Origin of the sequence: Clostridium sp. N3C, assembly GCF_900095445.1 — a bacterium.
Lineage (GTDB): Bacteria > Bacillota > Clostridia > Clostridiales > Clostridiaceae > Clostridium_AU.
Genome location: NZ_FMJL01000003.1, coordinates 70668 through 95919, shown reverse-complemented (window position 1 = coordinate 95919; position 25252 = coordinate 70668). Strand labels below are relative to the sequence as shown.

The 25252-nt window shown below is 32.5% G+C and carries 27 protein-coding genes; 1 reads left to right on the top strand and 26 read right to left on the bottom strand.

Annotated features, from left to right (window positions below; all coding sequences use genetic code 11):
- Positions 1 to 89: 89 nt before the first annotated feature.
- From N3C_RS02175 to gpr, 15 genes are all read right to left on the bottom strand, one after another.
- The gene (locus N3C_RS02175) at positions 90 to 539 is read right to left on the bottom strand and encodes a GatB/YqeY domain-containing protein (RefSeq protein ID WP_074364435.1); all 450 of its coding nucleotides are present in this window, start codon (positions 537 to 539) and stop codon (positions 90 to 92) included.
- Between the two features lie 24 nt (positions 540 to 563).
- Entirely contained in the window at positions 564 to 740 is a 177-nt protein-coding gene (gene rpsU, locus N3C_RS02170; RefSeq protein ID WP_074364434.1) for a 30S ribosomal protein S21, read from the bottom strand.
- A gap of 147 nt (positions 741 to 887) precedes the next feature.
- Positions 888 to 1232 carry a histidine triad nucleotide-binding protein gene (locus tag N3C_RS02165; RefSeq protein ID WP_074364433.1) on the bottom strand — a complete coding sequence of 115 codons (345 nt, stop codon included), beginning with the start codon at positions 1230 to 1232 and terminating at the stop codon, positions 888 to 890.
- Positions 1233 to 1256: 24 nt separating this feature from the next.
- Positions 1257 to 2567, bottom strand: a complete 1311-nt coding sequence (gene mtaB, locus N3C_RS02160; RefSeq protein ID WP_074364432.1) for a tRNA (N(6)-L-threonylcarbamoyladenosine(37)-C(2))-methylthiotransferase MtaB — start codon at positions 2565 to 2567, stop codon at positions 1257 to 1259.
- On the bottom strand, positions 2564 to 3316 hold the full coding sequence (locus N3C_RS02155) for a 16S rRNA (uracil(1498)-N(3))-methyltransferase (protein WP_074364431.1): 753 nt from the start codon (positions 3314 to 3316) through the stop codon (positions 2564 to 2566). Before N3C_RS02155 ends, mtaB begins: the two co-directional genes overlap by 4 nt.
- Before the next feature lie 11 nt (positions 3317 to 3327).
- A complete protein-coding gene (prmA, locus tag N3C_RS02150) occupies positions 3328 to 4269 on the bottom strand; it encodes a 50S ribosomal protein L11 methyltransferase (RefSeq protein WP_074364430.1) in 942 nt (313 codons plus the stop codon).
- 148 nt (positions 4270 to 4417) lie between these two features.
- Positions 4418 to 5554 carry a molecular chaperone DnaJ gene (gene dnaJ / locus N3C_RS02145; RefSeq protein WP_074364429.1) on the bottom strand — a complete coding sequence of 379 codons (1137 nt, stop codon included), beginning with the start codon at positions 5552 to 5554 and terminating at the stop codon, positions 4418 to 4420.
- A gap of 106 nt (positions 5555 to 5660) precedes the next feature.
- A complete protein-coding gene (gene dnaK, locus N3C_RS02140; RefSeq protein WP_074364428.1) occupies positions 5661 to 7514 on the bottom strand; it encodes a molecular chaperone DnaK in 1854 nt (617 codons plus the stop codon).
- 90 nt (positions 7515 to 7604) lie between these two features.
- Positions 7605 to 8252, bottom strand: coding sequence for a nucleotide exchange factor GrpE (gene grpE, locus N3C_RS02135; RefSeq protein WP_074364427.1), 648 nt, complete (start codon positions 8250 to 8252; stop codon positions 7605 to 7607).
- A gap of 38 nt (positions 8253 to 8290) precedes the next feature.
- Positions 8291 to 9319 carry a heat-inducible transcriptional repressor HrcA gene (gene hrcA, locus N3C_RS02130; RefSeq protein WP_074364426.1) on the bottom strand — a complete coding sequence of 343 codons (1029 nt, stop codon included), beginning with the start codon at positions 9317 to 9319 and terminating at the stop codon, positions 8291 to 8293.
- Positions 9320 to 9523: 204 nt separating this feature from the next.
- Positions 9524 to 10654 carry a radical SAM family heme chaperone HemW gene (gene hemW, locus N3C_RS02125; RefSeq protein ID WP_074364425.1) on the bottom strand — a complete coding sequence of 377 codons (1131 nt, stop codon included), beginning with the start codon at positions 10652 to 10654 and terminating at the stop codon, positions 9524 to 9526.
- A gap of 12 nt (positions 10655 to 10666) precedes the next feature.
- Positions 10667 to 12472, bottom strand: coding sequence for a translation elongation factor 4 (gene lepA / locus N3C_RS02120; protein ID WP_074364424.1), 1806 nt, complete (start codon positions 12470 to 12472; stop codon positions 10667 to 10669).
- 217 nt (positions 12473 to 12689) lie between these two features.
- Positions 12690 to 13019 (bottom strand): hypothetical protein, encoded by a 330-nt coding sequence (locus N3C_RS02115; RefSeq protein ID WP_074364423.1) that lies wholly within the window; start codon positions 13017 to 13019, stop codon positions 12690 to 12692.
- 108 nt (positions 13020 to 13127) lie between these two features.
- Positions 13128 to 14234: a stage II sporulation protein P gene (locus N3C_RS02110; protein WP_074364422.1), complete on the bottom strand. Its 1107-nt coding sequence runs from the start codon at positions 14232 to 14234 to the stop codon at positions 13128 to 13130.
- Positions 14235 to 14448: 214 nt separating this feature from the next.
- Positions 14449 to 15423, bottom strand: a complete 975-nt coding sequence (gene gpr / locus N3C_RS02105; protein ID WP_074364421.1) for a GPR endopeptidase — start codon at positions 15421 to 15423, stop codon at positions 14449 to 14451.
- 284 nt (positions 15424 to 15707) lie between these two features.
- Here gpr and rpsT point away from each other — a divergent pair, with 284 nt between their 5' ends.
- Positions 15708 to 15974, top strand: coding sequence for a 30S ribosomal protein S20 (gene rpsT, locus N3C_RS02100; RefSeq protein WP_074364420.1), 267 nt, complete (start codon positions 15708 to 15710; stop codon positions 15972 to 15974).
- A gap of 38 nt (positions 15975 to 16012) precedes the next feature.
- On the opposite strand, the gene holA is transcribed toward rpsT, so the two are convergent.
- From holA to obgE, 11 genes are all read right to left on the bottom strand, one after another.
- Positions 16013 to 17038 carry a DNA polymerase III subunit delta gene (gene holA / locus N3C_RS02095; RefSeq protein WP_242944027.1) on the bottom strand — a complete coding sequence of 342 codons (1026 nt, stop codon included), beginning with the start codon at positions 17036 to 17038 and terminating at the stop codon, positions 16013 to 16015.
- Positions 17039 to 17052: 14 nt separating this feature from the next.
- Positions 17053 to 18792, bottom strand: coding sequence for a ComEC/Rec2 family competence protein (locus N3C_RS02090; protein ID WP_074364418.1), 1740 nt, complete (start codon positions 18790 to 18792; stop codon positions 17053 to 17055).
- A complete protein-coding gene (locus N3C_RS02085; protein ID WP_074364417.1) occupies positions 18785 to 19078 on the bottom strand; it encodes a hypothetical protein in 294 nt (97 codons plus the stop codon). Before N3C_RS02085 ends, N3C_RS02090 begins: the two co-directional genes overlap by 8 nt.
- A 54-nt stretch (positions 19079 to 19132) precedes the next feature.
- Positions 19133 to 19684 carry a DUF3267 domain-containing protein gene (locus tag N3C_RS02080; protein WP_074364416.1) on the bottom strand — a complete coding sequence of 184 codons (552 nt, stop codon included), beginning with the start codon at positions 19682 to 19684 and terminating at the stop codon, positions 19133 to 19135.
- An 83-nt stretch (positions 19685 to 19767) separates the two neighbouring features.
- Positions 19768 to 20376 carry a helix-hairpin-helix domain-containing protein gene (locus tag N3C_RS02075; RefSeq protein WP_074364415.1) on the bottom strand — a complete coding sequence of 203 codons (609 nt, stop codon included), beginning with the start codon at positions 20374 to 20376 and terminating at the stop codon, positions 19768 to 19770.
- A 211-nt stretch (positions 20377 to 20587) separates the two neighbouring features.
- The gene (locus N3C_RS02070) at positions 20588 to 21481 is read right to left on the bottom strand and encodes an RluA family pseudouridine synthase (protein ID WP_074364414.1); all 894 of its coding nucleotides are present in this window, start codon (positions 21479 to 21481) and stop codon (positions 20588 to 20590) included.
- Positions 21482 to 21494: 13 nt separating this feature from the next.
- Entirely contained in the window at positions 21495 to 22400 is a 906-nt protein-coding gene (locus N3C_RS02065; protein ID WP_074364413.1) for an LCP family protein, read from the bottom strand.
- Positions 22393 to 22980, bottom strand: a complete 588-nt coding sequence (gene yqeK / locus N3C_RS02060) for a bis(5'-nucleosyl)-tetraphosphatase (symmetrical) YqeK (RefSeq protein WP_074364478.1) — start codon at positions 22978 to 22980, stop codon at positions 22393 to 22395. The genes N3C_RS02065 and yqeK overlap by 8 nt, the downstream gene beginning before the upstream one ends.
- 16 nt (positions 22981 to 22996) lie before the next feature.
- Positions 22997 to 23599, bottom strand: a complete 603-nt coding sequence (nadD, locus tag N3C_RS02055; RefSeq protein ID WP_074364412.1) for a nicotinate-nucleotide adenylyltransferase — start codon at positions 23597 to 23599, stop codon at positions 22997 to 22999.
- A gap of 18 nt (positions 23600 to 23617) precedes the next feature.
- Positions 23618 to 23908: a ribosome assembly RNA-binding protein YhbY gene (gene yhbY / locus N3C_RS02050; RefSeq protein ID WP_074364411.1), complete on the bottom strand. Its 291-nt coding sequence runs from the start codon at positions 23906 to 23908 to the stop codon at positions 23618 to 23620.
- A gap of 22 nt (positions 23909 to 23930) precedes the next feature.
- Positions 23931 to 25208 (bottom strand): GTPase ObgE, encoded by a 1278-nt coding sequence (gene obgE, locus N3C_RS02045; protein WP_074364477.1) that lies wholly within the window; start codon positions 25206 to 25208, stop codon positions 23931 to 23933.
- Between the last annotated feature and the right edge of the window lie 44 nt (positions 25209 to 25252).

The window sequence follows — 25252 nt, the reverse complement described above, 5'->3', positions numbered from 1 at the left end:
TAATAACCATACATTTGTAGAACGAAAAATTATATTCACAAAAAAGATAAGAAAGGAATATCCTTATGGATATTCCTTTTGTACATTGATTATTTGCTTAAATGCTCTTTAACTATGGTACTAACAACCTTGCCTTCAGCCCGGCCTTTTACTCTTTCCATGACTGCAGACATTAATCTTCCCATATCCTTCATGCTATTTGCCCCAACTTCTGTGGCTGTTACTCGTACTATTTCATATATTTCATCTTCACTTAGCTGCTGAGGAAGGTAACTTAGCAAAATCTCGATTTCAGCATTAGCCTTATCTACAAGATCTTGTCTGTTTCCTTTTTCAAATTCGATAATGGCTTCTCGCCTTTGTTTTACTTCCTTAGCTAAAATTTCAATGATAGTATCATCATCAACACTAGCAGCGCCTTGGTTTTTTTCAACCTGTAATATAGCTGCTCTAGCACTGCTAATAGTGTCTGCTCTAAATTTGTCCTTAGCCTTTAAAGCTTGCTTCCAATCTTCCTGAAGTCTATCTTTAAGTGGCATATCGGTCCCTTCTTTCAAAGAGTTCTATTTAAATTTTCTTTTTCTTGCAGCTTCAGATTTCTTCTTTCTCCTTACACTTGGCTTTTCATAATGCTCTCTTTTTCTAACCTCAGAAAGAACACCAGCCCTTGCGCATTTTCTCTTGAATCTTCTTAATGCACTTTCAAGAGTTTCGTTTTCTCCAACTTTAATTTCTGACATCTATTATCCCTCCCTCCGCTAGCTATATCTTATTAAATAATAAAATCAGCCTTTGGGTACAAATAACACAGTGAATATTATACCTTATATCCTGACAAACTGTCAAGAATTTCATTAACTTTGCACCCTTAATAAATTTCTTTCTTGTTAGCCTGGAGGCCAGTTCAAGGATCTTCCACCTATTAGATGATAATGCAAATGCATTACAGTCTGGCCAGCCTTTTCACCACAGTTGCTAACAACTCTATAACCATCTTCAGCAATACCAAGTTTTTTTGCTATTTCCTTAGCTGCAAGAAATATTTCTCCTATTATACATGCATCTTTTTCTTCTAAATCATTTATACTACTAATATGTTTCCTCGGTATAATAAGTATATGCACCGGTGCTGCTGGATTTATGTCCTTAAAGGCAATTACATTTTCATTTTCAAATACTTTTTCAGAAGGAATTTCTCCATTAATTATTTTACAAAAAATACAGTTTGTCAACAAAGTCACCTCCTCTTTACCATATTATAACTCTACCAATTCTCCATATGCAAATTCTTCTTCAACCTTTACCAATTTTGTTTTGATTATTTTACCAACTACTTCATCATTTTCAAAGGCTGTTACCACCTTAATATAATTAGGAGTATAGCCCTCATAATACCCTTCACCCTTTGAGGATTTTTGTTCATATAGAACTCCCATCTCTTTTCCAATAAAGTTTTCTATGAAGTTTCTTTCGTTTTCGTTATTTAAACTTATAAGCTCAGAGCTTCTTCTTTCCTTTTCAGCAGGAGTTATATCATCTTTAAGCTTAGCTGCTGCAGTACCTTTTCTTGGACTATACTTAAATACATGAGTTTTGCTCAACTTAATATTTTTTAAGAAATTATATGTTTCTTCAAATTCCTCTTCTGTTTCCCCTGGAAAACCTACAATTACATCTGTAGTTATAGATACATCCGGAATTCGTCTTCTTAATTCAGTTACTATATTTAAATATTCCTCCGCAGTATAGCGTCTATTCATCCTCTTCAAAGTAGTATTGCATCCACTTTGCATAGATAAATGAAAATGAGGACATAGCTTTTCAAGCTTGCTTATTCTATCCATAACACCTTCAGTAAAAAAGGTTGGATCTATAGATCCGATTCGTATTCTCTCAATACCTGGTATTTCATTAATTTTTTCTAATATATCTACTAAAGTTATATTTCCATCTAAATCTACACCATAAGAAGCTATATGTATTCCTGACAAAATAATTTCCTTAAAGCCATGGCTAGCAAGTTCCTTTACTTCTTCAATAACCTTCTCTGGATTTTTACTACATACACTACCACGGGCATAAGGGATTAAACAATAGGCGCAAAATCTATTGCAACCATCTTGAATTTTTAAAAATGCCCTTGTTCTATCCTGATAAGTTTCTATACTAAGATCTTCAAAAACTTTGTTTCTTAGTACATCCTTTACCTGAACTATTTTACTTTTTTCATCTCTAGCTCTATTTACCCAATATACTATATCGCCCTTATTTCTACTGCCTAAAACTACATCTACACCCTCTATGGAAGAAACCTCCTCAGGTGCCACTTGTGAATAGCATCCTACCACTGCTATTACAGCATCATTATTAAGCCTTCTAGCACGCCCTATCATCTGCCTAGACTTTTTATCTCCCATATTTGTAACAGTACAGGTATTTATGACATAAACATCTGCAACATCATCAAATTTTACTACTTGATATCCATCTTTTATAAATTTTTCAGCCATGGCTTCAGATTCATACTGATTAACTCTGCAGCCCAAGGTGGCAAACGCTACCTTCATTCTTTCACTCCTCCTAAGTCCCCCAATTCGTATTGCAATAAAGCAGCAGTTACAATACCTGCTGTCTCTGTTCTTAAAATTCTAGGTCCTAAGGTTACAATATGTGCTCCTATAGCTTCCATAGACTTAATTTCCTCTTCTTCAAAGCCACCTTCAGGTCCTATTATTATAGCAACAGTTTTAATTTCATTCTTAATATTTTTGCACATTTTCTTAATACCATAGTGTTCTTTATTTTCATAAGGCACTACAATTAAGTCATACTCTTTTAGATTTTTAATAAGATCGCCAAAAATCATAGGTCCCTTTACTTCTGGAATTAGAGTCCTCTTACATTGCTTGCAAGCTTCCAATGCAATTCTCTTCCATCTATCCGTTTTTTTAAATTCACTAATCTCATTTTTAACCACTACTCTTTCAGTTATGATAGGAATAATGGAATTCACTCCAATTTCTGTAGCCTTCTGAACTATATAATCCATTTTTGAAGACTTAGGCAGACCTTGATACAAATCTATTTGTATATTGCTTTCTGCATTATGCTCAACAGTCTCCAATAAATCAACGGTAACAGAACTTTTATTGATATCAGAGATGCTTCCTAAATACTCTTGACCTTGGGAATTATTAATTATGATTTTATCACCAACCTGCAATCTTAATACCTTATATATATGTTTAACATCATCACCTTCGATAATAGCTTTTTTTCCTATTATATTATTAGGTGTTACGAAAAACTTATGCATAACCAATCTCCTTATAGATATTCAGAAACTATGCAAACCCATTCTCCATCATATAGGGTTTCCTTAATAGCAAAACCTGAACTTTTTAATTTTTCAACTACCATACTTTCTCTTTCCTTAATTATTCCTGAAGCTATAAAAATGCCACCTTTTTTCAAGCATTCCTTCACCTGATCCACAAGAACAATAATAATCTCTGCAAGTATATTAGCTACTACTAAGTCTCCTTTACCTTCTACTACATCCATTAAATTACCTTCAAGTATTTCTATGTTATTTAAATTGTTTAAAGCTACATTTTCTTTAGCAGAATCTACAGCTACAGGATCTAAATCCACACCTACTACATGATTTGCTCCCATCTTTGCTGCAGCAATAGCTAAAATTCCAGAACCAGTACCAATATCAAAGACAGTGGTATCAGCCTTTACATACTTTTCTAAAGCTAATATACACATCCTTGTTGTTTCATGGGTACCTGTACCAAAAGCCATACCTGGATCCAACTCAACAAGCAGTTCATTTTCAGAAACTTGATATTCTTCCCAAACAGGCTTTATAACTATTTTTCCTCCTATTTTTGTAGGCTTGTAATACTTTTTCCAGTTGTTAGCCCAGTCTTCTTCCTTTACCAATTGGCAGGTTACAGTACCTTCTCCCACATCTATTCCCATATCAATTAACTCTTGAACTTTTTCTTTAACATAGGATAGAAGCTCTTCCTCGCTTTCACTTTCATTAAAATAACCTCTAACCACCGCAGCTTTGCCACCATATTCTAAAATATTTATATCTGCAAAATCCCAGGTTAGCGGTCCTTGTTCCCTATTAAGTATATCGTTAGGATCCTCCACTGATACACCCTTTACATCCATACCATAAAAAATACCGCTTATTGGCTCTATGGCTTCACTCTTTGTAACTACCTTAACTTCATACCATCTGCCGCTCATTTTTTCCCCTCCTAAGTAATGCTTCTCATCTATAAATAAAATACTATCATATTTATCTAAGTTTTATCTATAGTTAATTATTTTAAACATAAAAGATGGATAAAAGTTCAGAGAAAATCTCTGAACTTTAACATACTAATTAAAATCTCTATTTATCTTTCCCAAATATTTTCCCTTTAAAAATACTACCTTTTTTTGTTTCCTTAGTTTGATCCCATTGTTCTCCACTGGCCTCCATAAATAGCTTCAGCGCTTCCACTTGTTTTTCGTTTAGTGACTTAGGCACATCCACTATTATATTAACATATTGATCTCCTCTACCAGATGAATTAACTCTAGGTACACCCTTACCTTTTAATCTAAAAATGGTACCTGGTTGAGTTCCTGCAGGAACACTATACTTAACATCTCCATCAACGGTAGGCACTTTTAATTCTGTTCCTAAGGCAGCTTGTGCGAAACTAATATGAGCGTCAATATAAATATCCACACCTTTTCTTTTAAATACTGGGTGAGAGGCAACTTTTAATCCTATATATAAGTCTCCTGGAGGTCCTCCATTAACGCCATGTTCTCCTTGTCCTCTCAATGGAATGATATTATCATTATCAACACCAGCAGGTATATTAACCTTTATCTTTCTGTGCTTTCTTTCCTTACCTTTACCTTTACATGTAGGACATGGATCATTGATGATTTTTCCTTTTCCTCCACACTTATCGCAATGTGATGTAGTTACAAAGCTTCCCAATGGAGTAGCTCTCTGTATCCTTATTTGACCTGTACCACCACATCTATCACAGCTAATAGGGCTTGTTCCAGGTTTCGCTCCATTACCGCCACAGGTTTCACAAGTTTCATGACGGGTTACGTTAATCTCTTTTTCAACCCCAAATACCGCTTCTTCAAAAGTAAGCTTAAGGGTCATTTCTATATCATCACCCTTTTGAGGTGCATCTTTCCTTCTCCTACCTGAAAATCCTCCTCCAAAGAAGCTTTCAAAAATATCTCCAAAGCCCATATCAGAAAAATCAAAACCGCCAAAACCATCGAAACCGCCTTGGAAGTCTGCAGTACCAAATTGATCGTACCTAGCCCTTTTTTCTGGATCTGATAATACTTGATAGGCTTCGTTAATCTCTTTAAATTTTTCCTCAGCCTCTTTATTTCCCTTATTCTTATCGGGATGGTATTGGATTGCTAACTTTCTAAAAGCTTTTTTAATCTCATCATCACTGGCACCCTTTGATAATCCTAGTATTTCATAGTAATCTTTATTTGCCATCCGCATTTCACCACCTAATACAATCTCAACCTATTCATTATATACTTAAATCTAAAATAGGGAAAGGGTATTTTCGCCCTCTCCCCTTAGTAGATTTTTATATTACTTATTTGTCATCTACTTTGAAATCTGCATCCACAACATTATCTTCCTGAGATGCTGAATTTCCTGCATTATTTGCAGCGCCTCCCATGTTGTTTGGATCAAAACCTTGAGCACTAGGATCTGCATTAGCGTATAACTTTGAAGATATTGCATAGAATTCTTGAGTTAATTCTTCTGTAGCCTTCTTTATAGCCTCTACATTATCGCCATCTTTAACAGACTTAAGAGCTTGTAACTTACTTTCGATCTTAGCTTTGTCTTCTGCAGATACCTTATCACCAAGTTCATTTAATGTTTTTTCTGTCTGATATACTATCTGATCAGCATTATTCTTAGCTTCGATAGCTTCTTTTCTCTTTTTATCTTCTTCAGCATATCTTTCTGCTTCCTTAACAGCTCTATCAATTTCTTCATCACTTAGATTTGTAGAAGCAGTTATAGTAATGTTAGCTTCTTTTCCTGTTCCCTTATCCTTAGCAGAAACGTTAACTATACCGTTAGCATCTATATCAAAAGTTACTTCAATCTGTGGAACTCCTCTTGGAGCTGGAGCTATACCAGATAATGTGAATCTTCCAAGAGTCTTATTATCTGCAGCCATTTGTCTTTCACCCTGAACTACATGTATTTCAACGGATGTCTGACCATCTGCAGCAGTGGAGAATATCTGGCTCTTTCTTGTAGGAATTGTAGTATTTCTTGGAATTAATGGAGTTGCAATTCCTCCCATAGTTTCAATACCAAGAGTTAATGGAGTTACATCTAGAAGAAGAATGTCCTTTACATCTCCAGTTAAAACACCAGCCTGAATAGCTGCACCTACTGCTACACATTCATCTGGATTTACACCCTTTGAAGGTTCTTTTCCAGTAAAGTTCTTAACAGCTTCCTGTACTGCTGGAATTCTAGTAGAACCACCAACCAATATTACCTTATCTATATCATTTATAGTTAATTTAGCATCATCTAAAGCCTTTCTCATTGGCTCAATTGTTGCTTCTACTAAGTCATGAGTAAGTTCATTAAATTTAGCTCTTGTTAAATTCATATCTATATGCTTAGGACCAGTAGCATCTGCTGTTATGAATGGAAGATTTATGTTAGTCTGCATTGAGGATGATAATTCAATCTTGGCCTTTTCTGCAGCTTCTTTTAATCTTTGTAATGCCATTTTATCATTTCTTAACTCTATACCAGTGTCAGCCTTGAAGGTATCAGCTATATAGTCCATAATTCTCTGGTCAAAGTCGTCTCCTCCAAGTTTTGTGTTACCATTAGTAGCCTTTACTTCAAATACACCGTCACCTAATTCTAAGATAGAAACGTCAAAAGTACCTCCACCAAGGTCATAAACAAAGATTTTTTGGCTTGAATCTGTTTTATCTAATCCATAAGCAAGAGATGCTGCTGTAGGTTCATTTATTATTCTTAATACTTCTAATCCTGCAATTTTACCAGCGTCTTTTGTAGCCTGTCTTTGGCTGTCGTTAAAATATGCTGGAACAGTTATAACCGCTTGAGTTACAGGCTCTCCTAAATAAGCTTCTGCATCTGCTTTAATCTTTTGAAGAATCATAGCAGAAATTTCTTGAGGTGTATATTCCTTACCATCAATATTTACCTTATGGTCTGTTCCCATATATCTCTTTATTGATATTATAGTCTTATCTGGATTTGTTATAGCCTGTCTTTTAGCTACTTGACCAACTAATCTTTCACCATTAGCCTGGAAAGAAACAACGGATGGTGTAGTTCTAGAACCTTCTGCGTTTGCTATAACTACCGGTTCTCCACCTTCCATAACTGCTACACATGAGTTAGTAGTTCCTAAATCAATACCTATTACTTTTCCCATTTAATTTTTCCTCCTTAAACTCTACAAAAATTCAATTTCTTAAAGCTTATTTAACCTAAATTTATGTTGTCATTCTATAATTTCAAGCCATTAATTTGCTACTTTAACCATACTATGTCTGATAACTTTGTCTCCCCTCATGTAGCCTTTTTGGAATACTTCAGCAATAACATTTTTTCCATAGTTTTCATCTTCTATATGCATCATAGCATCATGTAAATTAGGATCAAATTCTCCATCTGTAGGTATTTCTGTTACCCCTAATTTTTCTAGAGCATCTTTGAACTGTCTTAAGGTCATTTCTATACCTTTTTTCATATCCTCAAGGCTACCATCTGCAATAAGAGCTCTTTCTAAGTTATCTGCCACAGGTAATATATTCTTTAATACGTCAATGCAAGCATCGGTGTAAATTCCCTCTTTTTCTTTAGCAGTTCTTTTTCTAAAGTTTTCATATTCAGCAGTAGTTCGAATCAATCTATCCTTAAGAGTTTCTAATTCATTAGAAACTCTAGTTAGATCATCTTTAAGCTTTTTATTTTCTTCCTCTAGCTTCTTGCAGCACTGAGTTTCATCAGATTTTACTTCCTCTTCATTTATAGCCTCAAATTCTTGATCTTCTCTCACTTCTGCCTCAGTTACAGTTTCATTTTCATTTTCATTATTCATATCCTTATTGTCAGTTGACTCATCAACAGTTACCTTTTCTTCCCCTTCATATTTGACTTTTTTAGTCATACCGCACCTCCATTTTTACTACATTTATGTAGTATACTTCACCAATTATCATAATGTTTTAAGTTCTCATTCAAAAGTTCAATAACTTTATTTAATAAGGAAATAACCTTTGAATACTGCATTCGAGTAGGACCAATAATTCCAATGGATCCTAAAATTTTTCCATCTTTTCCATAGGCTTTAGAAATAATACTGTAATCTTTAGCCTCTGGAATATAGTTTTCTTCTCCTATACTAACCTTTGTATCTATAGAATCAGAAATTAATTTATTAACTATCTCTTTATTATCTAAAAAAGATATAAACTCCTTAGCCCTATTTATATCATTATATTCAGGGTACTTTAGTATATTTGTTTCTCCTTCTGTTAACACTTCGCAACTGTCCTCATTTAAGCAATCATAAAGAGGTGGAATAATTGCATTAAATATATCATCATATCCTTTAAGATCATTTTTTATATTATTGATAACTTCAAGATTTATATCCTCTATGGTCAAATTTCTCAATCTAGTATTAAGCATATTATTCAATCTAATAAGTATATCTGAACTAACAGGACCTTTCACTTTTATCATACTATTCTTAATTATTCCACTATCAGTAACAATAACCAATAACATATTGTTATTATCAATATTAACTAATTGGATTGCCCTTAGGTAACTTTTCTTAACGGATGGAGTTTTAACTACACAAGTTAGTTGTGTCAATCTTGATAATACTACACTTGCTTGCCTAATTACTTTTTCCACTTCAAATAAAGCAGCATTAAGCAACATATTCTTTATAAACAAGTCTTCTTCTGCAGTAAGCTCATGGGTTTTCATTAATTTATCCACAAATAGCCTATAACCTTTATCAGAAGGTTTTCTCCCAGAAGAAGTATAAAGTTGTTCAATATACCCCATCTCTTCTAAATCAGCCATTTCATTTCTTATAGTGGCTGAACTTACTCCCAAATCATATTTGCGAGCGATGGTTCTAGAACCTACAGGTTCACCGGTATTAATATAGTCACTGATAATAGCCTGTAGTATTTTTAGTTTTCTATCATCAATTTCCATATGCTCACCTCTTTGTTAGCACTCAATAACGATGAGTGCTAATCACTACGTTTTAAAAATACCATTATCATTTTTCTTTGTCAACTATATATTGAAATTATTATATAGAAGTTTAATATAAATATAGTGATTTATAAATTAAAACCTTCCATAATCTCATTTTTTCTTTAAATTATTATGCTTTATAGAAATTTATAACATTTTTCAATTTTTATCTAAAATAAATTCACACATTATACTGTTAGATATGCCTAAGGCTTTAGGATTTATTGAAATATGCCTATCTTTATACTCTAGATAATTTATCTTTATAAATTTGGTAATTACCTCTCCATATAAATCCCATAAAGATAAACCAAATCTATTATAAAACTCATCCTCAGACACCCCTTCTAACATTCTTAAACCCATAAACATAAATTCTTCTATATCATCTTCTTTTGTATTCTTATAACTTTCAACCACTGAAAGGCCTAATTCATTTACCGTTCTAATATATTTTTTAATATTTTCTTCATTTCTATACCTTATTCCATCCACATATCCATGAGCTGCAAGGCCGCAAGCTACATACTCCTCTGTCTTCCAATATTTAATATTATGCTTACATTGGAAACCATCCTTTGAGAAATTTGAAATCTCATATTGCTTATATCCCTTTTGCTCAAGAAGTTTTACTGCTTCGTCATACATTTCTCTCTCTAAGTCTTCATCAGGAAGTTTAAGTCGACCTTTTTCATATAATTTACCAAAGGGCGTATTCTCCTCCACAATTAAGCTATAGCAGGAAATATGTTCTGGATTAAGCTTAGAAAGCTCCTCTACAGTTTCTTTCAAATCACTTAACCTTTGATCAGGAAGTCCAAACATAATATCTACATTAATATTATCAATACCCTGTGACCTCACCATATTAAAGCAATCTATAAATTCATCTCTTGTGTGAATTCTACCTATACTTTTTAACAGATTATCTTGCCAAGCTTGAAGTCCTATGCTTATTCTATTAACACCTAATTTTTTCAGCATTTTAAGCTTGTCAATATCAATAGTACCTGGATTACATTCCACTGTAAATTCAGCCTTATCACTAATATTTAGTTCTTTTAAGCAATTTCCAATTAATTCCCATGCCTCTAAACACAAATAGGTGGGAGTTCCCCCACCTATAAAAACTGTTTCTATATTTTTGCCTTTACCGGCTAAAAGTATTTCTTTGCAGAGAGCATGGGTGTAATCTATCATCATATTTTCCTTACCACTGAAAGAGCAAAAATCACAATACATGCATTTACTCTTACAAAATGGTATGTGTATATATAAGCCTACACCCATAATTTTATCCTCCTATTCTACCTTTAAAACAGCCATGAAAGCTTCTTGAGGCACTTCTACAGAACCAACCTGCCTCATTCTCTTCTTTCCTTCCTTCTGCTTTTCTAGTAGTTTTTTCTTTCTAGTAATATCTCCTCCGTAACATTTAGCTAACACGTCTTTTCTCATAGCTTTAACAGTCTCTCTTGCTATAATTTTAGAGCCTATAGCTGCTTGAATAGGAATTTCAAACATCTGCCTTGGTATTAATTCCTTTAGCTTTTCTGTCATATTTCTACCCTTAGTGTAAGCTCTGTCTGCTGGTACAATCATTGATAGAGCATCAACTATATCACCATTTAGTAATATATCAAGCTTAACAAGCTTTGTTTCCTTATATCCTTTAAACTCATAATCTAAGGAAGCATAACCTCTAGTCCTAGATTTTAAAGTATCGAAAAAGTCGTATATAATTTCGTTAAGAGGTAATTCATAGTTTACCACCGCTCTAGTGGCCTCTATATAGTTCATATCAATATAAGTTCCTCTTCTATTTTGACATAGTTCCATTACAGCTCCTACATAATCAGAAGGTGTAATTATTGAAGCCTTAACCATTGGCTCTTCCATAGATTGTATTTCTGAAGGTTCGGGTAAATTTGTAGGATTAGTTATTTCAATTACTTCTCCATTAGTTTTTGTTACCTTATAAATAACAGAAGGGGCAGTGGTTATAATATCAATATTATATTCCCTCTCTATTCTCTCTTGAATTATTTCCATATGAAGAAGTCCTAAAAATCCACATCTAAAACCAAAACCTAAAGCTAAGGAAGTTTCTGGTTCAAATTGCAAGGCTGCGTCATTTAATTGTAGTTTTTCAAGAGCATCTCTCAACTCTTCATAGTCCGCACCATCTACAGGATATATACCACTATATACCATTGGAACTGCAGGTCTGTATCCTGGTAAAGGTTCTTCTGCAGGATTATAAAATTCAGTAATGGTATCTCCAACCCTTGCATCTCTTACATTTTTTATTGAAGCAGTTATATATCCAACATCTCCTGCCCTTAATTCTTGCATAGGCATAAAACCAGGTGCAAAAACTCCTAATTCTGTAACTTCATAAGACTTGCCAGTAGCCATTAGCTTGATCTTAGTTCCAGGCTTAACAGTACCTTCTTTAACTGCTACGTAGCAAACAACACCTTTATAGCTGTCATAGTAAGAATCAAATATCAAAGCTCTCAAAGGCGCATTTTCATCACCTTCTGGCGATGGCAATTTCTCTACTATGCTTTCTAAAACTTGATCTATGTTTAAACCGGACTTTGCAGATATCATTGGTGCATCTTCTGCATCCAGACCTATGATATCTTCGATTTCTTGTTTTACCTCCTCCGGTCTAGCACTAGGTAAATCAATTTTATTTATTACCGGAATAATTTCCAAGTCATGATCTAAGGCTAAATAGCAATTAGCTAATGTCTGTGCTTGAATACCTTGAGTAGCATCTACTACTAATATGGCTCCTTCACAAGCAGCCAAACTTCTTGAAACCTCATAGTTAAAGTCTACATGTCCTGGTGTATCTATTAAGTTTAATATGTATTCTTTTCCATCTTTGCTCTTATATACCAATCTAGCAGCCTGAGCTTTAATAGTTATTCCTCTCTCTTTTTCCAATTCCATATTGTCTAGTACTTGATTTTCCATCTCTCTTTCAGTTAGAGTACCTGTTTTCTCTAACAATCTATCTGCTAATGTTGATTTTCCATGATCTATATGTGCTATAATGCAAAAGTTTCTTATATGTTTCTGTCTATCGCTCTTCATCTTATATTTCCCAAAACTTTCTCTTGGGAAATCTTCACCCCCATTATTGAAATAGCATTAGTATATATGTAACTACTCAAGTTCAAAATCTGCTTTAAATGGATTAGTTCATATTATCCTATAAAGACTATTCTTGCCTAAATCAAGTTAAATTATATCATAGACACCTTAGTTGCTGTCAATAACAAGTGATTTTCCTTCAAGCTTCCTAGATTTCTTACTGTTGCTGGGAGCTAACCTTAGTTTCTTCTTTCTTTCCATTAAAAATACTTTTATTTATGTAAATAACTTTATTACCGATGGAAAACCTAAGATCAAAGGGCTCTGCAGTATAATACATCCTTAATTGTACTCCCCTTTTATTATCAAGAGTAATCTCTGCATAGGCATCTGCCCTATGATCACTATCTGAATAAACATTTTTATATGTTTCTTCATCGTATGCCTTACCATTTATTCTGTTAATTTCTATATTTACTTTTAAAATTCCTATTAATACAACAATTAGACTTAACCATAACACTATTGTATATTTTCTACCTATCAAAATAAAAGAACACCCCCTAGTATATTAACCACCTATAAGGATGCTCTTATTTCTTAATTTTTATTCAATTATAAAACATTAATTTCAACTTTTAGCAATTGACCAAGGCTATTTTTGCTTACTTAAATACTCAGCTATAATTCTAGCTGTATACTTGGCGGAATTTTTAGCCTCTTGGTGGGTATTTATATTTGCTCCCACTTCTATAAGAATTGCATTACCACTTTTATCTTGATTAAAATACTTATTCCCGTAATTATAGTAATAAGTTCCTCTGCAAAAACCAGGAAATAAATTATCGCTTATTTTTATAAGTTCATTTACAAGGGCTTGATTTTTACTAAAAGATGGATTCTTTTTTGTTAGCACAAACATTATTTTAGCTACACTTTCTCCATTCATGGTTATTGTAACACTGTTTTTGCTGTAAACAGCATCTCTATGCATGTCTATAATCAAGTCAAAATCCTTATATTGATTCAAATAATTTTCTAAGGTTATCCTTGAATTGCTATAGGATTTATTGATATTAGAATCATGTACAGTTTTATCATGTATAACAGAAATACCATAATTATTTTCTAATTCCGCCTTTACATCTTCACCTATGTCCACAATGTTTTTACTTTGATCTGAATTATAATTGCCATTAGGAGAAAATGACTCTGTAGTATGGGTGTGATAAATTAAAACCCTTGGTTTTGCCGGGTCTAAATTTTGTTTTAAAGCTGGATTAGTCACATCCACTATATTGCCGGAGTTTCCCCTAGAGACACTGTTATTTACTACTTCATTGGAACTTGCAGTAATTTGTCCTTCTGATAAATTAAAAGGACTTATTGCATAAGTTGGGTCAACTGTGGAAGTTCCTATATTTTCATTAATAGAAATAGTTTTAAAAAAGGAAATCTCTCTAGCCAATATAGATATAGGATTACTCATATCTATCCCTAACAGCTTTAAAACCTCTCCCTGTATAGTGATATTGTTTTCCGCCAATGCTTCTTCTTCAAAGGTTGTTACCTCAATCACAGGCATAGAATGATTAATTACCTGAGCATAAAGTACACTGTTGTATCTTCTGTTATTAGCATTATTTAAAAAAAGTACTTTAAAACCATACACAGTTACAACAATCAATATAAATAGTGATATTACTGTAGCAATAAAAACTTTAGAATTGTTGTTCTGCTTTATGGTTCCCCCATATAACATAAACCTCACCACTTTCTTTAGTAAATCTACTTAAATATATTAATAGGTGAGTTTATATATGCCTATATAAAGGAGATAATTAACATATTTTATTTAAAGCTAAATTTTAGAGCTACCAACCAAGTAGATCTTTATCTCGATTAATAGCTCTAAAAGAGATTTTCACTTATTTTTCTTCCCAGCTTTTAACTCTTTAGTGTAATTTATCCTATTTTTAATTTAAAAATTTATTAATATCATCTAAATCCAAAGCAGGTTGCAATGCTATATTAATACCATTAGCTAAAATAACAGATAAGGAGTCTATAACCATATCAACTTCCTTTGGAGTAACCATAAGATTTCCTACATAAGGATCTAATACTTCTCTAATCATTCTTCCCTTTTCATTTTTATCAATGGACTGTAGCATTTCATAAAATTTACTACCTGGAGTTGATTCCTTAATCATAGCATCTAACACCATATCTATAGTGTCATTAGCCATAGTGGCAGCGTCCACAACTGTAGGAACACCTATAGCTAAAGTTCGTATACCTAAAGTTCTTTCACTTATCTCCATTCTCTTATTTCCTACTCCAGAACCTGGTGATATTCCAGTATTACCAATTTGTATAGTTCTATTTACTCTTTCCATTTTTCTTGAAGCTAAGGCATCTATACATATTATTAAATTAGGTTTAATTTTCTCTACTACACCCTTTATAATTTCGTAAGTTTCTATACCAGTAATACCTAATACTCCTGGAGCTATTGCACAAACTGGCCTTATACCTTCATCAATACTATCAGGAACCAACTCTTTCAAGTGCCTTGTTATCATTAATTTCGATACTACTTTAGGTCCCAAAGCATCGGGGGTAACATTCCAATTACCTAATCCTACCACTAATGTAGTCATGCTATCTTCCAGCTTAATCATACCTTCAAGAGCCTGAGCCATAGCTCTGCTAACTTCATCTCTTGCTTCTCCATCATAGTGAGCAAATTCCGGTAAATCTAAAGTTATATATGTACCTTTAGGCTTTCCCATATTACGTTCACCAATTTCATTGGTTATTGTTACATCTGTTACCCTAACATCTCCAATTGAATACTCTTTATATTCTACCCCTTGAGGATTTCCATTGCTCTCTTCATTATATATCTCTCTAGCTTCTACTGCTAAGTCAGTACGTATGTTTCTCATATGTCCACCTCTTTCTTTAATTAAATATGACATTTAAAAATAGAATTTATGTGCTTTTACCTATATTTATTGTTTGAAATTAAGAATAATTTATTCCATTCTTTCGAGAGATAAAAATTAGAATATGATCTTTAAAAATAGTTAATAAAAAATTATGAATATGGATAAATTATGCTTGAAGTGATGAATTATTAATGTTATAATATCATTTGTTGAATAACGACTCGTGCAGAGTTTTCCCCAAAACTGCTGAGACCCTATTATATCAAAGGGGGTGAAGATAAATGGCAAATATTAAATCAGCTCAAAAAAGAATAAGAGTTATAGAAGCTAAGACACTAAGAAATAAAATGATTAAATCAGCTTTAAAGACTAAAATCAAAAAGTTCGAAGCTGCTGTTGTTGCAAAGAATGCTGATGAGGCTAAGGCAGCTTACATAGAAGCTTCTAAAGCTTTAGATATGGCTGCTTCAAAGGGAGTAATCCACAAAAACAAGGCAGCAAATAAAAAGTCAAAACTTGCTTTAAAATTAAATGCATTAAATGCATAATAATAAACCGGTATTTCTACCGGTTTCTTATTTTTTCACTAAATTCTAACCGTATTTATTAGTAGCATTTCCATTTCAATCTTTTTATCACTTTGACTGCTTTTTAGAGCCTTTTCTGTATCTAAGCACATCTTCATACAGGCCCTTATTTGATTTAGACTAAACTTTCTGCTCTGATTAATTAACTTTTCACATACATAGGGATGAAGCTTTAGCTCCTTAACTAGAATGTCCTTATTTTTTCCTTCCTCGATACCTAGTTTTATACTATACAAGAGCTTAAATTGTCTTTCTATCATAAATAATACTCCTGTTACACTTTCACCCTTAAATAGTAGCTCATTAAGAATATTTATTGCCTTTTCAGGTTTTCTTTGAGATACAAAATCTACTAAATCAAATATATCATCATTATTGCTTTGGGGTAGTAAATCAATTATGTCCTGTTTAGTAATTTCCCTTCCTTCAGTATAGTCTAGTAGCTTATTTATTTCATTGTTTATTATCTCCATATTATTATCTACATGATCACAAAAGAACTGTAATAAAACCTTATTAATTGTTCTTTGTCTTTCTTGAAATATATCTGCCACCTTTTTATATAACCTGTTACCCTTTAATTTATCTACCTGAACTAAAGTAGCAACCTTTGAAAACTTTTTAATATTATTACTAGCCTTTTCCCTATCATCACTAAATACATAATACATTAATAAAATAGTGTAAGGAGGTAAAGTAGATAGATAATTATAAAAGTCTTCCACTTTCTTCTTGCTTTCTCTATCATCCCTTGCTCCTAAAAAATCCGCTCTAAATACTATAACTACCTTTTTTTCACTCATAAAGGGTAAGGTCTCACAAGCATTCATAACTTCATCGAACTGTACCTTCATGCCATCAAATTTAACCAAATTCAAATCTCTAAAAATCTCATCCACCACAGTATTAGCTACTTTATTTACTGCATCTTTAATAAGGTTTTCATCAGGACCATAAAGTATGTAACAACCATTCAAATCTTTTTTCTTTAAAAGATGCTCAAAACTATCTAAATCCATTTGCATTTTCATCTTCCTTTTTAATCTATTATAGGTTTATCAAAAAATAATATAATAGTATACAAGTTATCATAATATTGATAGGATTCTTTTTCATATGGTAAATATATTATATCATATGTATTATAACTTATTGCAGGTATATTTTCTTTGGTAAAAACTATACTCAAAGGCCTATCACCATTAAAATATGTAAGATAAATTTTGCTATTGTCACAAGATAGATCAAGCTGCTTATGTCCATGAGAATATTGAGCTTTATACAAATCCTCTATTTTCCATACATTAAACTTCTTTTTTAATAAGATTTCATCCGTATTTATCTTTTTCTTATCTAAAAACAGTACAGAATTAAAGCCACTACGATATATAATCCCACGACTACTTCCTAATTTTACATACTGAAATTTAGGCATAACTGAAAAATTATATACCATGCAAAAGACTATAGAAAACATAGGTAGCCATAAAAATTTCTTGTAACCTTTTTTGTAAAGATAGTAACTAACATATATAATAATTAAAACCCAAGCCTCTACCTTACCCATATATAAAACTCCAGTAGAAACCTTCAACAAGAACCATTTACATCCCTCAATAGCTGAATAAGATACCTTTATAGCAAAAGATAAGATCTTAAAAATATAATCAATATTAAAAAATAGCAAAGAAAAATTTCCTAACAACATCAACAAAGAATATATTGGCACAAGAAATATATTTCCCTGTATTGATGCAGTGCTAACTGAATTAAAAACAACCATACATAAAGGTAATGTAAAAACTTGTGCACTTAGGGTAAGGCTAATGGATTCATTTAATTTAAGGGGCAACCTATATAGAGCTTTTTCAAATCTCTTGTAAAAAACAAATATCCCTAATACAGATAAAAAGGATAGAAGAGTTCCTAAATCTAAAGCATTGGCAGGATTCATAAAAACCACAATAATAGCAGCCATACTTAGAGATGAAAATGGTTCATAATTCCTATAAACTTTTTTGGATAGCTTAAAAACTATAATCATAATTAAGGATCTAAAGGTAGATGAAGCTCCACCTGTAAATATACAATACATTACAGAGATAATTATTGAACCTCCAAAGCCTAAAAAATGCTCACAGATTTTATAAATTAATGCCATATGCAGTCCAGAAACACTAATTACATGAATCACTCCTAAATTGCTCATATCACTTTTTACTTCTGAACTAAGATAGTTATCATGACCAAAGGAAGCAGCCATAACTTCACCAGCCGCTTTTTCTTCTAATTCTTCTTTAAATTTATCATATAACTTCTCTTTAAACTCATATATTTTAGTAACATAATCAGACTCTATTTTATTAATTTTACTAATATCTATTTCTCCAATTATCCCCCTATCGTATTGTGATATTCTTTTGAAAGTGCCAGTAACCTGAATACACTGTCCTAATTTACAGTCTGTCAAATTTCCTTTTAGTACAACCTTTCTTCCTTTATAACTCCCAATGGAATATATACCTTCAGTACCTTGAAAACGCAACTTACATACTGACGGTGGTTCATATTTATAATAAGTATAATATCTTGCAAAACCTATTAAGAGAAATATAGGTAAAATATATACTAAAGGGCTTTCATTTGTTATTATCATAATAATTAAAAAAGATGCAGCTAATACTGCACCTAAAAAATTGTAATTCAATATAAGCAATGCAGAATAAGATCCAATTAATAGGGCAAAGCAATAATAAATCAAAGGCTTTTTATCAATCATTTCTGTTTTTATTTAAAAAATCCGGAGCACTAGCAGGTTCTAATTTGAAATCTCTGTCATAGTCCATATCCACAGTGACTTGTATTCGTCTAGTTTGTTGGTTGTAATCAATATCTGCAACTACCGGAATTCCGTCCCTTCCCTTAAATCTAAAATAATTTTCTACTAGGTCTTGAACATTTTCCTTGTTTATTTCATCGTAGCTTAAAAAGAAATCTTTTTCGTGTATAACCAAATTCACCGTGTTACTATCATTACTAACTATTTCGTAAATATCATTATACATACTGCCACCTCCATAGTAGTATTTTACCCTCTATAAAATACTTTAAACTGGATTTTATTTTACATTTTCCAATGTTAATTCAGCTTCTTCAGAATTATCCACTATTTCAAAACCATCCTCTTTGTATATTAAAAATGTATCGCTATCGCTCTTAAATAAATATAATACTTTAAGTAAATCTTCCATACTTTTAAAGAGATTAAGTATTAAAATTACTCCACCTAACCATCCTGGTATAAGTTTCGAAAAAATTGTTATAGAAGTAATCGGAAACAATAATATTATCAGAAAATTAGTTCTGTGTATTGGTACTTTAGATACTTCTTGAGCTCTAAGAAAAATTCCATTCCAAATATATTTAACCTTACCACCAAAAAACTTAAGCCAAATACCATGACACCATTCATGAAGCATGTTTATTGGAATCATAAGAATTATAAAAAATAATAATACGTCGGCAATTAAATTATTAGTAATTGTCCAAATTAAATTATTATATAGCAAATTAAACAAAAGCATATTTACATAGTTTCTCATAAAATAGTAAATCATATAAGACATCGAAAAACATATAGCCTTTGTTTTGAAAGTACGTTTAAATTCCATTTCCTACACCTCCTAGATAAATTATTAACCACATTTCTATTTGGTATACATTTATTTTTCATTTATACAATATTTTTCTAATTTTAATCTACGGTTATTTTCTCCTTCATATTTTCAAAGGTTTTTTCCCCTATACCATTGATATTCTTTAATTCTTCTATGCTATTAAAGTATCCATTTTCTTCTCTATAATCTAAAATTTTTTGTGCTGTCACTGGTCCTACACCAGGTATTTTCTCTAACTCATTCTTATCTGCTGTATTAATGTTAATAAGATCATTATCCTGATCACTACTAGTATTCATTAAAATATCAGGATTATCTACATTAGGTATTATTACACGCTCTTCATCCTTCAACTTCTTAGCTAAACTTGGAGCTCTATCAGTATCAGCCTTATCTGTTAAGCCTCCAGCTTCTTTAATTAAATCTTCTATTCTGCTACCAAGTTTCATAGCATAAACTCCAGGTTTCTTAACTTCACCCTTTATTTCTACCTTAATTATTTTTTCGCTAATATTTAAATTATCAATATCTGTACTTGTTTTATTGTTGTCAACTACCGCCTTACTTTCCACAAACATATTATCGTAATCTTCCGCTCTATTATCTTTCATATAACCTATAACTGCAAATATAAGAAAAATGCCAGCTATTATAAGGGACCCAATTATTTTGCTTTTTTTATTCAAAATATAACCCCTCTCTATTTAATCTTTTTAACTTTAAACTATTTGTTAATTATTAACACACACACTGCAAAATATTACACATAATATATTTTTAATTTCTATAAAAAATAAAGGCTTCTCGCAGATAAAGTACGAGAAACCTTTTAATTCTATACTAATATTTACAAATCAAATTTAATATAATTATTATTTTCTAATGAATAAATCCTTTTTATTTTAAAGCCCTTATCAAGCTTTTCATATCCTCCGGTAAATCACTGCTCAAGTTTATTAGTTCTTTTGTTCTTGGATGAAAAAAGCTCAAGTGACTAGCATGTAAAGCCTGCCTATTAATTAATATTTCTTCATCATTACCATATAAAGTATCTCCTATAATAGGGTTACCTAAATGGCTAAGATGTACTCTTATTTGATGAGTTCTACCGGTTTCCAATCGCAGCTTTACAACATCAGCCTTACTCAAGGACTCAACTACTTCATAATGAGTTATACTTTCTTGACCTCTAGGATCCACCACTCGCTTAATTGAATCTTCAGTAGGTCTATATATAGGTGCATTAATAGTACCTTTACTTTCTTTTAGATTTCCCCAAACTACAGCGGTATATCCTTTTATTAAAGTATTTTTTTCCATTTCCTTTGCTAAAAACATATGAGAGTATTGATTTTTAGCTACGATAATAAGTCCAGAGGTATCCCTATCAAGTCTGCTCACCAATCTTACTATACAGTTTTCTCCTTTGCTTCTAAAGTGATATAAAACACCATTAGCAAGTGTTCCACTTGGATGGCTCCTAGTTGGATGTACTACTGTAAAAGGAGGCTTGTTAATTACTAGTATATCTTCATCTTCATATACTATATCTAAATCCATTTCTTCTGGTTCTATATTTTGATCTTCCTCCTTAGATAGCTCAATTTTAATAGTATCTCCAGCTTCTAGGATGTGATTTAACTTTACTCTCTGATCTTTTATCCTTATCCTCCCATCCACTGCAGCCCCTCTTATTAGTCTTGTAGATAAACCAATATGATTTTTTAAATAATCTCTAAGCTTTCTACCATTATCTTCTTCTTTTATCTCAAACTCTAATACACTAGCCATTTTAAATAACTCCTTAATTTAGCATCACTGTAACTTCTTCATTTTGCTTTTCATCGTAAATAAAGTAGGATAATCCATCTATATCTTGAAGATCTCCCTTTAAGGTAGCAAATTCTATCTTATAAGGGTCAATATTTTTTAAACACAAACCATATTTTAATATATCTTGTGCACTCATATTAGTCTCTATATAATCCGGCAAAGTAGTCAGCAACTGTGGTAAATTTAACACTATGGACGGATCCCTTAACTTATCCATAACTTTACTTAGAAATTCATGTTGATTTGCTATCCTATCTAAATCTCCCATAGCCAATCCACTGCCATCATTATTCTTTCTCCATCGAAAATACTGCTCAGCACCTTCCCCATCTAAATGAACAATTTCTCCCTTATTAAAATGAATGTGAAGATTTTGAGCATAATCATCATAATGCATATCCTGCTTTATCTTCATATCAAGGCCACCTATTGCATCTATAAAGTTTCTAAATCCTTTATAGTTAACCTTACCATAATAATTAATCTTCACCTCTAATAGTTGCTCTACAGCCTCAATAGTCCAAGGAACTCCACCATAAACATGAGCTGCATTAATTTTCTCATTTTTACCGTTTATATTTATTAAAGTATCTCTAGGTATAGAAATTATGTTTACTTTATCATCTTTGCATGTATAATGTAGTAACATAAGGGTATCCGTTCTACTATTGCTGCCATTGCCCTCGTCTACTCCCATAATTAATATATTGACTGGTTTACTGTCATCCTCTACTTCATAAGGTTTTACACTTTTGTCCCTATTGAATTTATTCAAATATACATATAATCTTGATCCTATATATACTACAGCAGTAATGAATATTATTAAAAAGCAGGAACCATAAAAAAACAGGTTGCTGGAAGTCTTTTTATTCATTAGAGCTTCCCCCTGAAAGTTGTAGTAAAAAATAATTCCTTGCTTCTACAGTATTAGGGTGAAGAAGCTGACCTCTATCAATAATATGTTTTATAGTATTTTCTAAAGACATTAACATGGCCTTATCTAAATTTATGAAACTTTCCTCTCTTAAGGCCTCTACACCAGGAAAATCACGAGAAGGTTCTATATAATCCGCAATATAGATTATTTTCTCCAATAAAGACATCCTTTCCCTTCCCGTCGTATGGTAGGTTACTGCATCATAAATAGAACTATCGCCTATGCCCATTTCATATTTAGCAATTATAGCAGCAACTCTTCCATGTAGTAACTGAGGTGCTTGCATTTCAACTTTATCTGGAATATAGCCATTATTCTTTACCAATTTAATAAGGGCTAAATCTTCCATGTTCTTTGCACAATCATGTAATAAGGCTGCAAGGGAAGCTTTCTCCTCATTTTCCCCATAAGTTCTTGCCAATTTCACTGCAGTATCTCTAACCCCAAGAACATGATTATATCTTTTAGGGGATAATTTATCCTGTATGTAATTTATTATTTCAGCCTCTTTCCACATAAACAAAACCTCTCTTTTATTGATATAATCCATGCTGCTCAATTATTTCATATACTCCCTCTGGTAAAAAGGAAGATGCATCCTTTTTTTCTTTAACAGCGGATCTTATATAAGTGGAGGAAACTTCTAAAAGTAAGAAATCTAAAAAGATAATACTAGTATCATACTTTTCCTCCACCGCCTTCTTTTGTTTACGGATATCGTCGTCATTATAACCTGGTCTATTAAAAACAACAAATTTACAAGCCTTCATTATTCTATCTACATTCTTCCACTTATCTAAAGAAAAAAGGCAGTCGCAACCGGATATAAAGTACCATTCTGTATTTTTCTCTTTTTCCTTAAAATACTCCATGGTCTCATAGGTATAACTATATCCATTTTTCTTTATTTCATAATCACTTATTTCAAAATTATTCTTGCCCTTGATAGCTGCCTCCACCATTTTATAACGAAGCTTGGAAGGAGTAACATCCTTTCCTTCCTTATGGGGGGGCATTCCACTTGGCATAAAGATAACCTTATCTAAGCCCAAATACTGCTGAGCCTTCGTAGCAATATACATATGGCCCACATGAATGGGATCAAAGGTGCCGCCTATTATGCCCTTTTTTAACATCTTCCTCCCTCCCATAAATTAAGGAAGTTCTATTCTCGGCTTTTTTGATGATTTTCTATACAAAACTATTTTATTGCCTATAGCCTGAACTCCTTCACAGCCTAATTCTTCACAAATAATATCACTGGCTTCTCTTGCATCAAAACCACTGTTATTAAGCACTGTCAATTTGATTAATTCCCTAGCTTCTAAGGCATCATCTATTTGCTTTAAAAAGGGTTCTTCTATACCGTTTTTTCCCAATTGAAATATTGGCTCCATTGTATTAGCCAAAGATCTTAAATAGCTTCTTTGTTTTGATGTAAGCATTACAATACCTCCACGTTGCAAACTATAATAAAAATTCAAACTCAAAATCATTTAGTCGTACTATATCTCCATCTTGAATTCCCATCTCAAGCAATTCATCTATAATTCCTTTATTTTTCAGCACCTTATGGAAATACTTTAAAGAATCAGGATCATTTACATTAACAGCTAAAAGAAGTCTGTCTACAAAGCTTCCTTCTATTACAAAAATACCTTCTTCTTCTTGTCTTATAGTGTACGTAAATTTCTTTTCCTCAGGAACAAATCTTTCTTCTTCGCTGATTTCTAGTTCTCTAACCGGTATCTTACTCAAAGCTTCCGCTGCAGCCTTCATCAATTCATCTACACCCTGTCTGCTAGCTGCAGATATTTTGAATATTTGAGTATACCCCATTTCATTTAGCTTAGCCTTAAAGTTTTCAAATACAGATTCATCATAAAGCATATCGCACTTATTGGCTGCAATGATTTGAGGTCTATCCCATAATTTCACACTATATTTCTTTAATTCTTCATTTATTTTTATAAAATCTTCAACAGGATCACGACCTTCAAGGCCTGAAATATCCACTACATGGATCAGCAATCTAGTTCTCTCTATATGTCTTAGGAAATCTAAACCTAAGCCTACACCTTCAGCAGCTCCTTCAATAATTCCAGGAATATCTGCCATTACAAAGCTAAAGCCACCAGGTACACTTACTACTCCTAAATTAGGTTTTAAAGTAGTAAAGTGATAGTTAGCAATCTTAGGCTGTGCCTTTGAAACCACTGATAGCAATGTTGACTTTCCTACATTAGGGAATCCCAACAAACCTACATCCGCTAAGAGCTTTAATTCTAACTCAATCCATCTTTCTTCCCCAGGCATTCCTGGTTCTGCAAAGTTTGGTGCCTGTCTAGTAGGCGTAGCAAATTTAGCATTACCTTTACCGCCTTTTCCTCCCCTGGCTACCACATAAGAATCTCCACTATGAGACAAATCTGCCATGATCTTATTGGTCTCTACATCTCTAATAATAGTTCCCATAGGAACCTTTATATATAGAGTTTCTCCATCTTTACCGTATCTTTTAGAACCAGATCCATTAACCCCGTTTTCCGCTAAATATTTTCTTTTGTATTTAAAATCTAAAAGGGTTGTCATATTAGGATCCGCTACTAAAACAACATCTCCGCCTCTACCACCATCTCCTCCATCTGGTCCACCTAGAGGCACATATTTTTCTCTTCTAAAGGACACTGCACCATGTCCTCCATCGCCAGATTTTACGAAAATTTTCGCTTTATCAATGAACATACTCATCCTCATCATCCTCTTATCAATATGTATTTTGAAGCTTG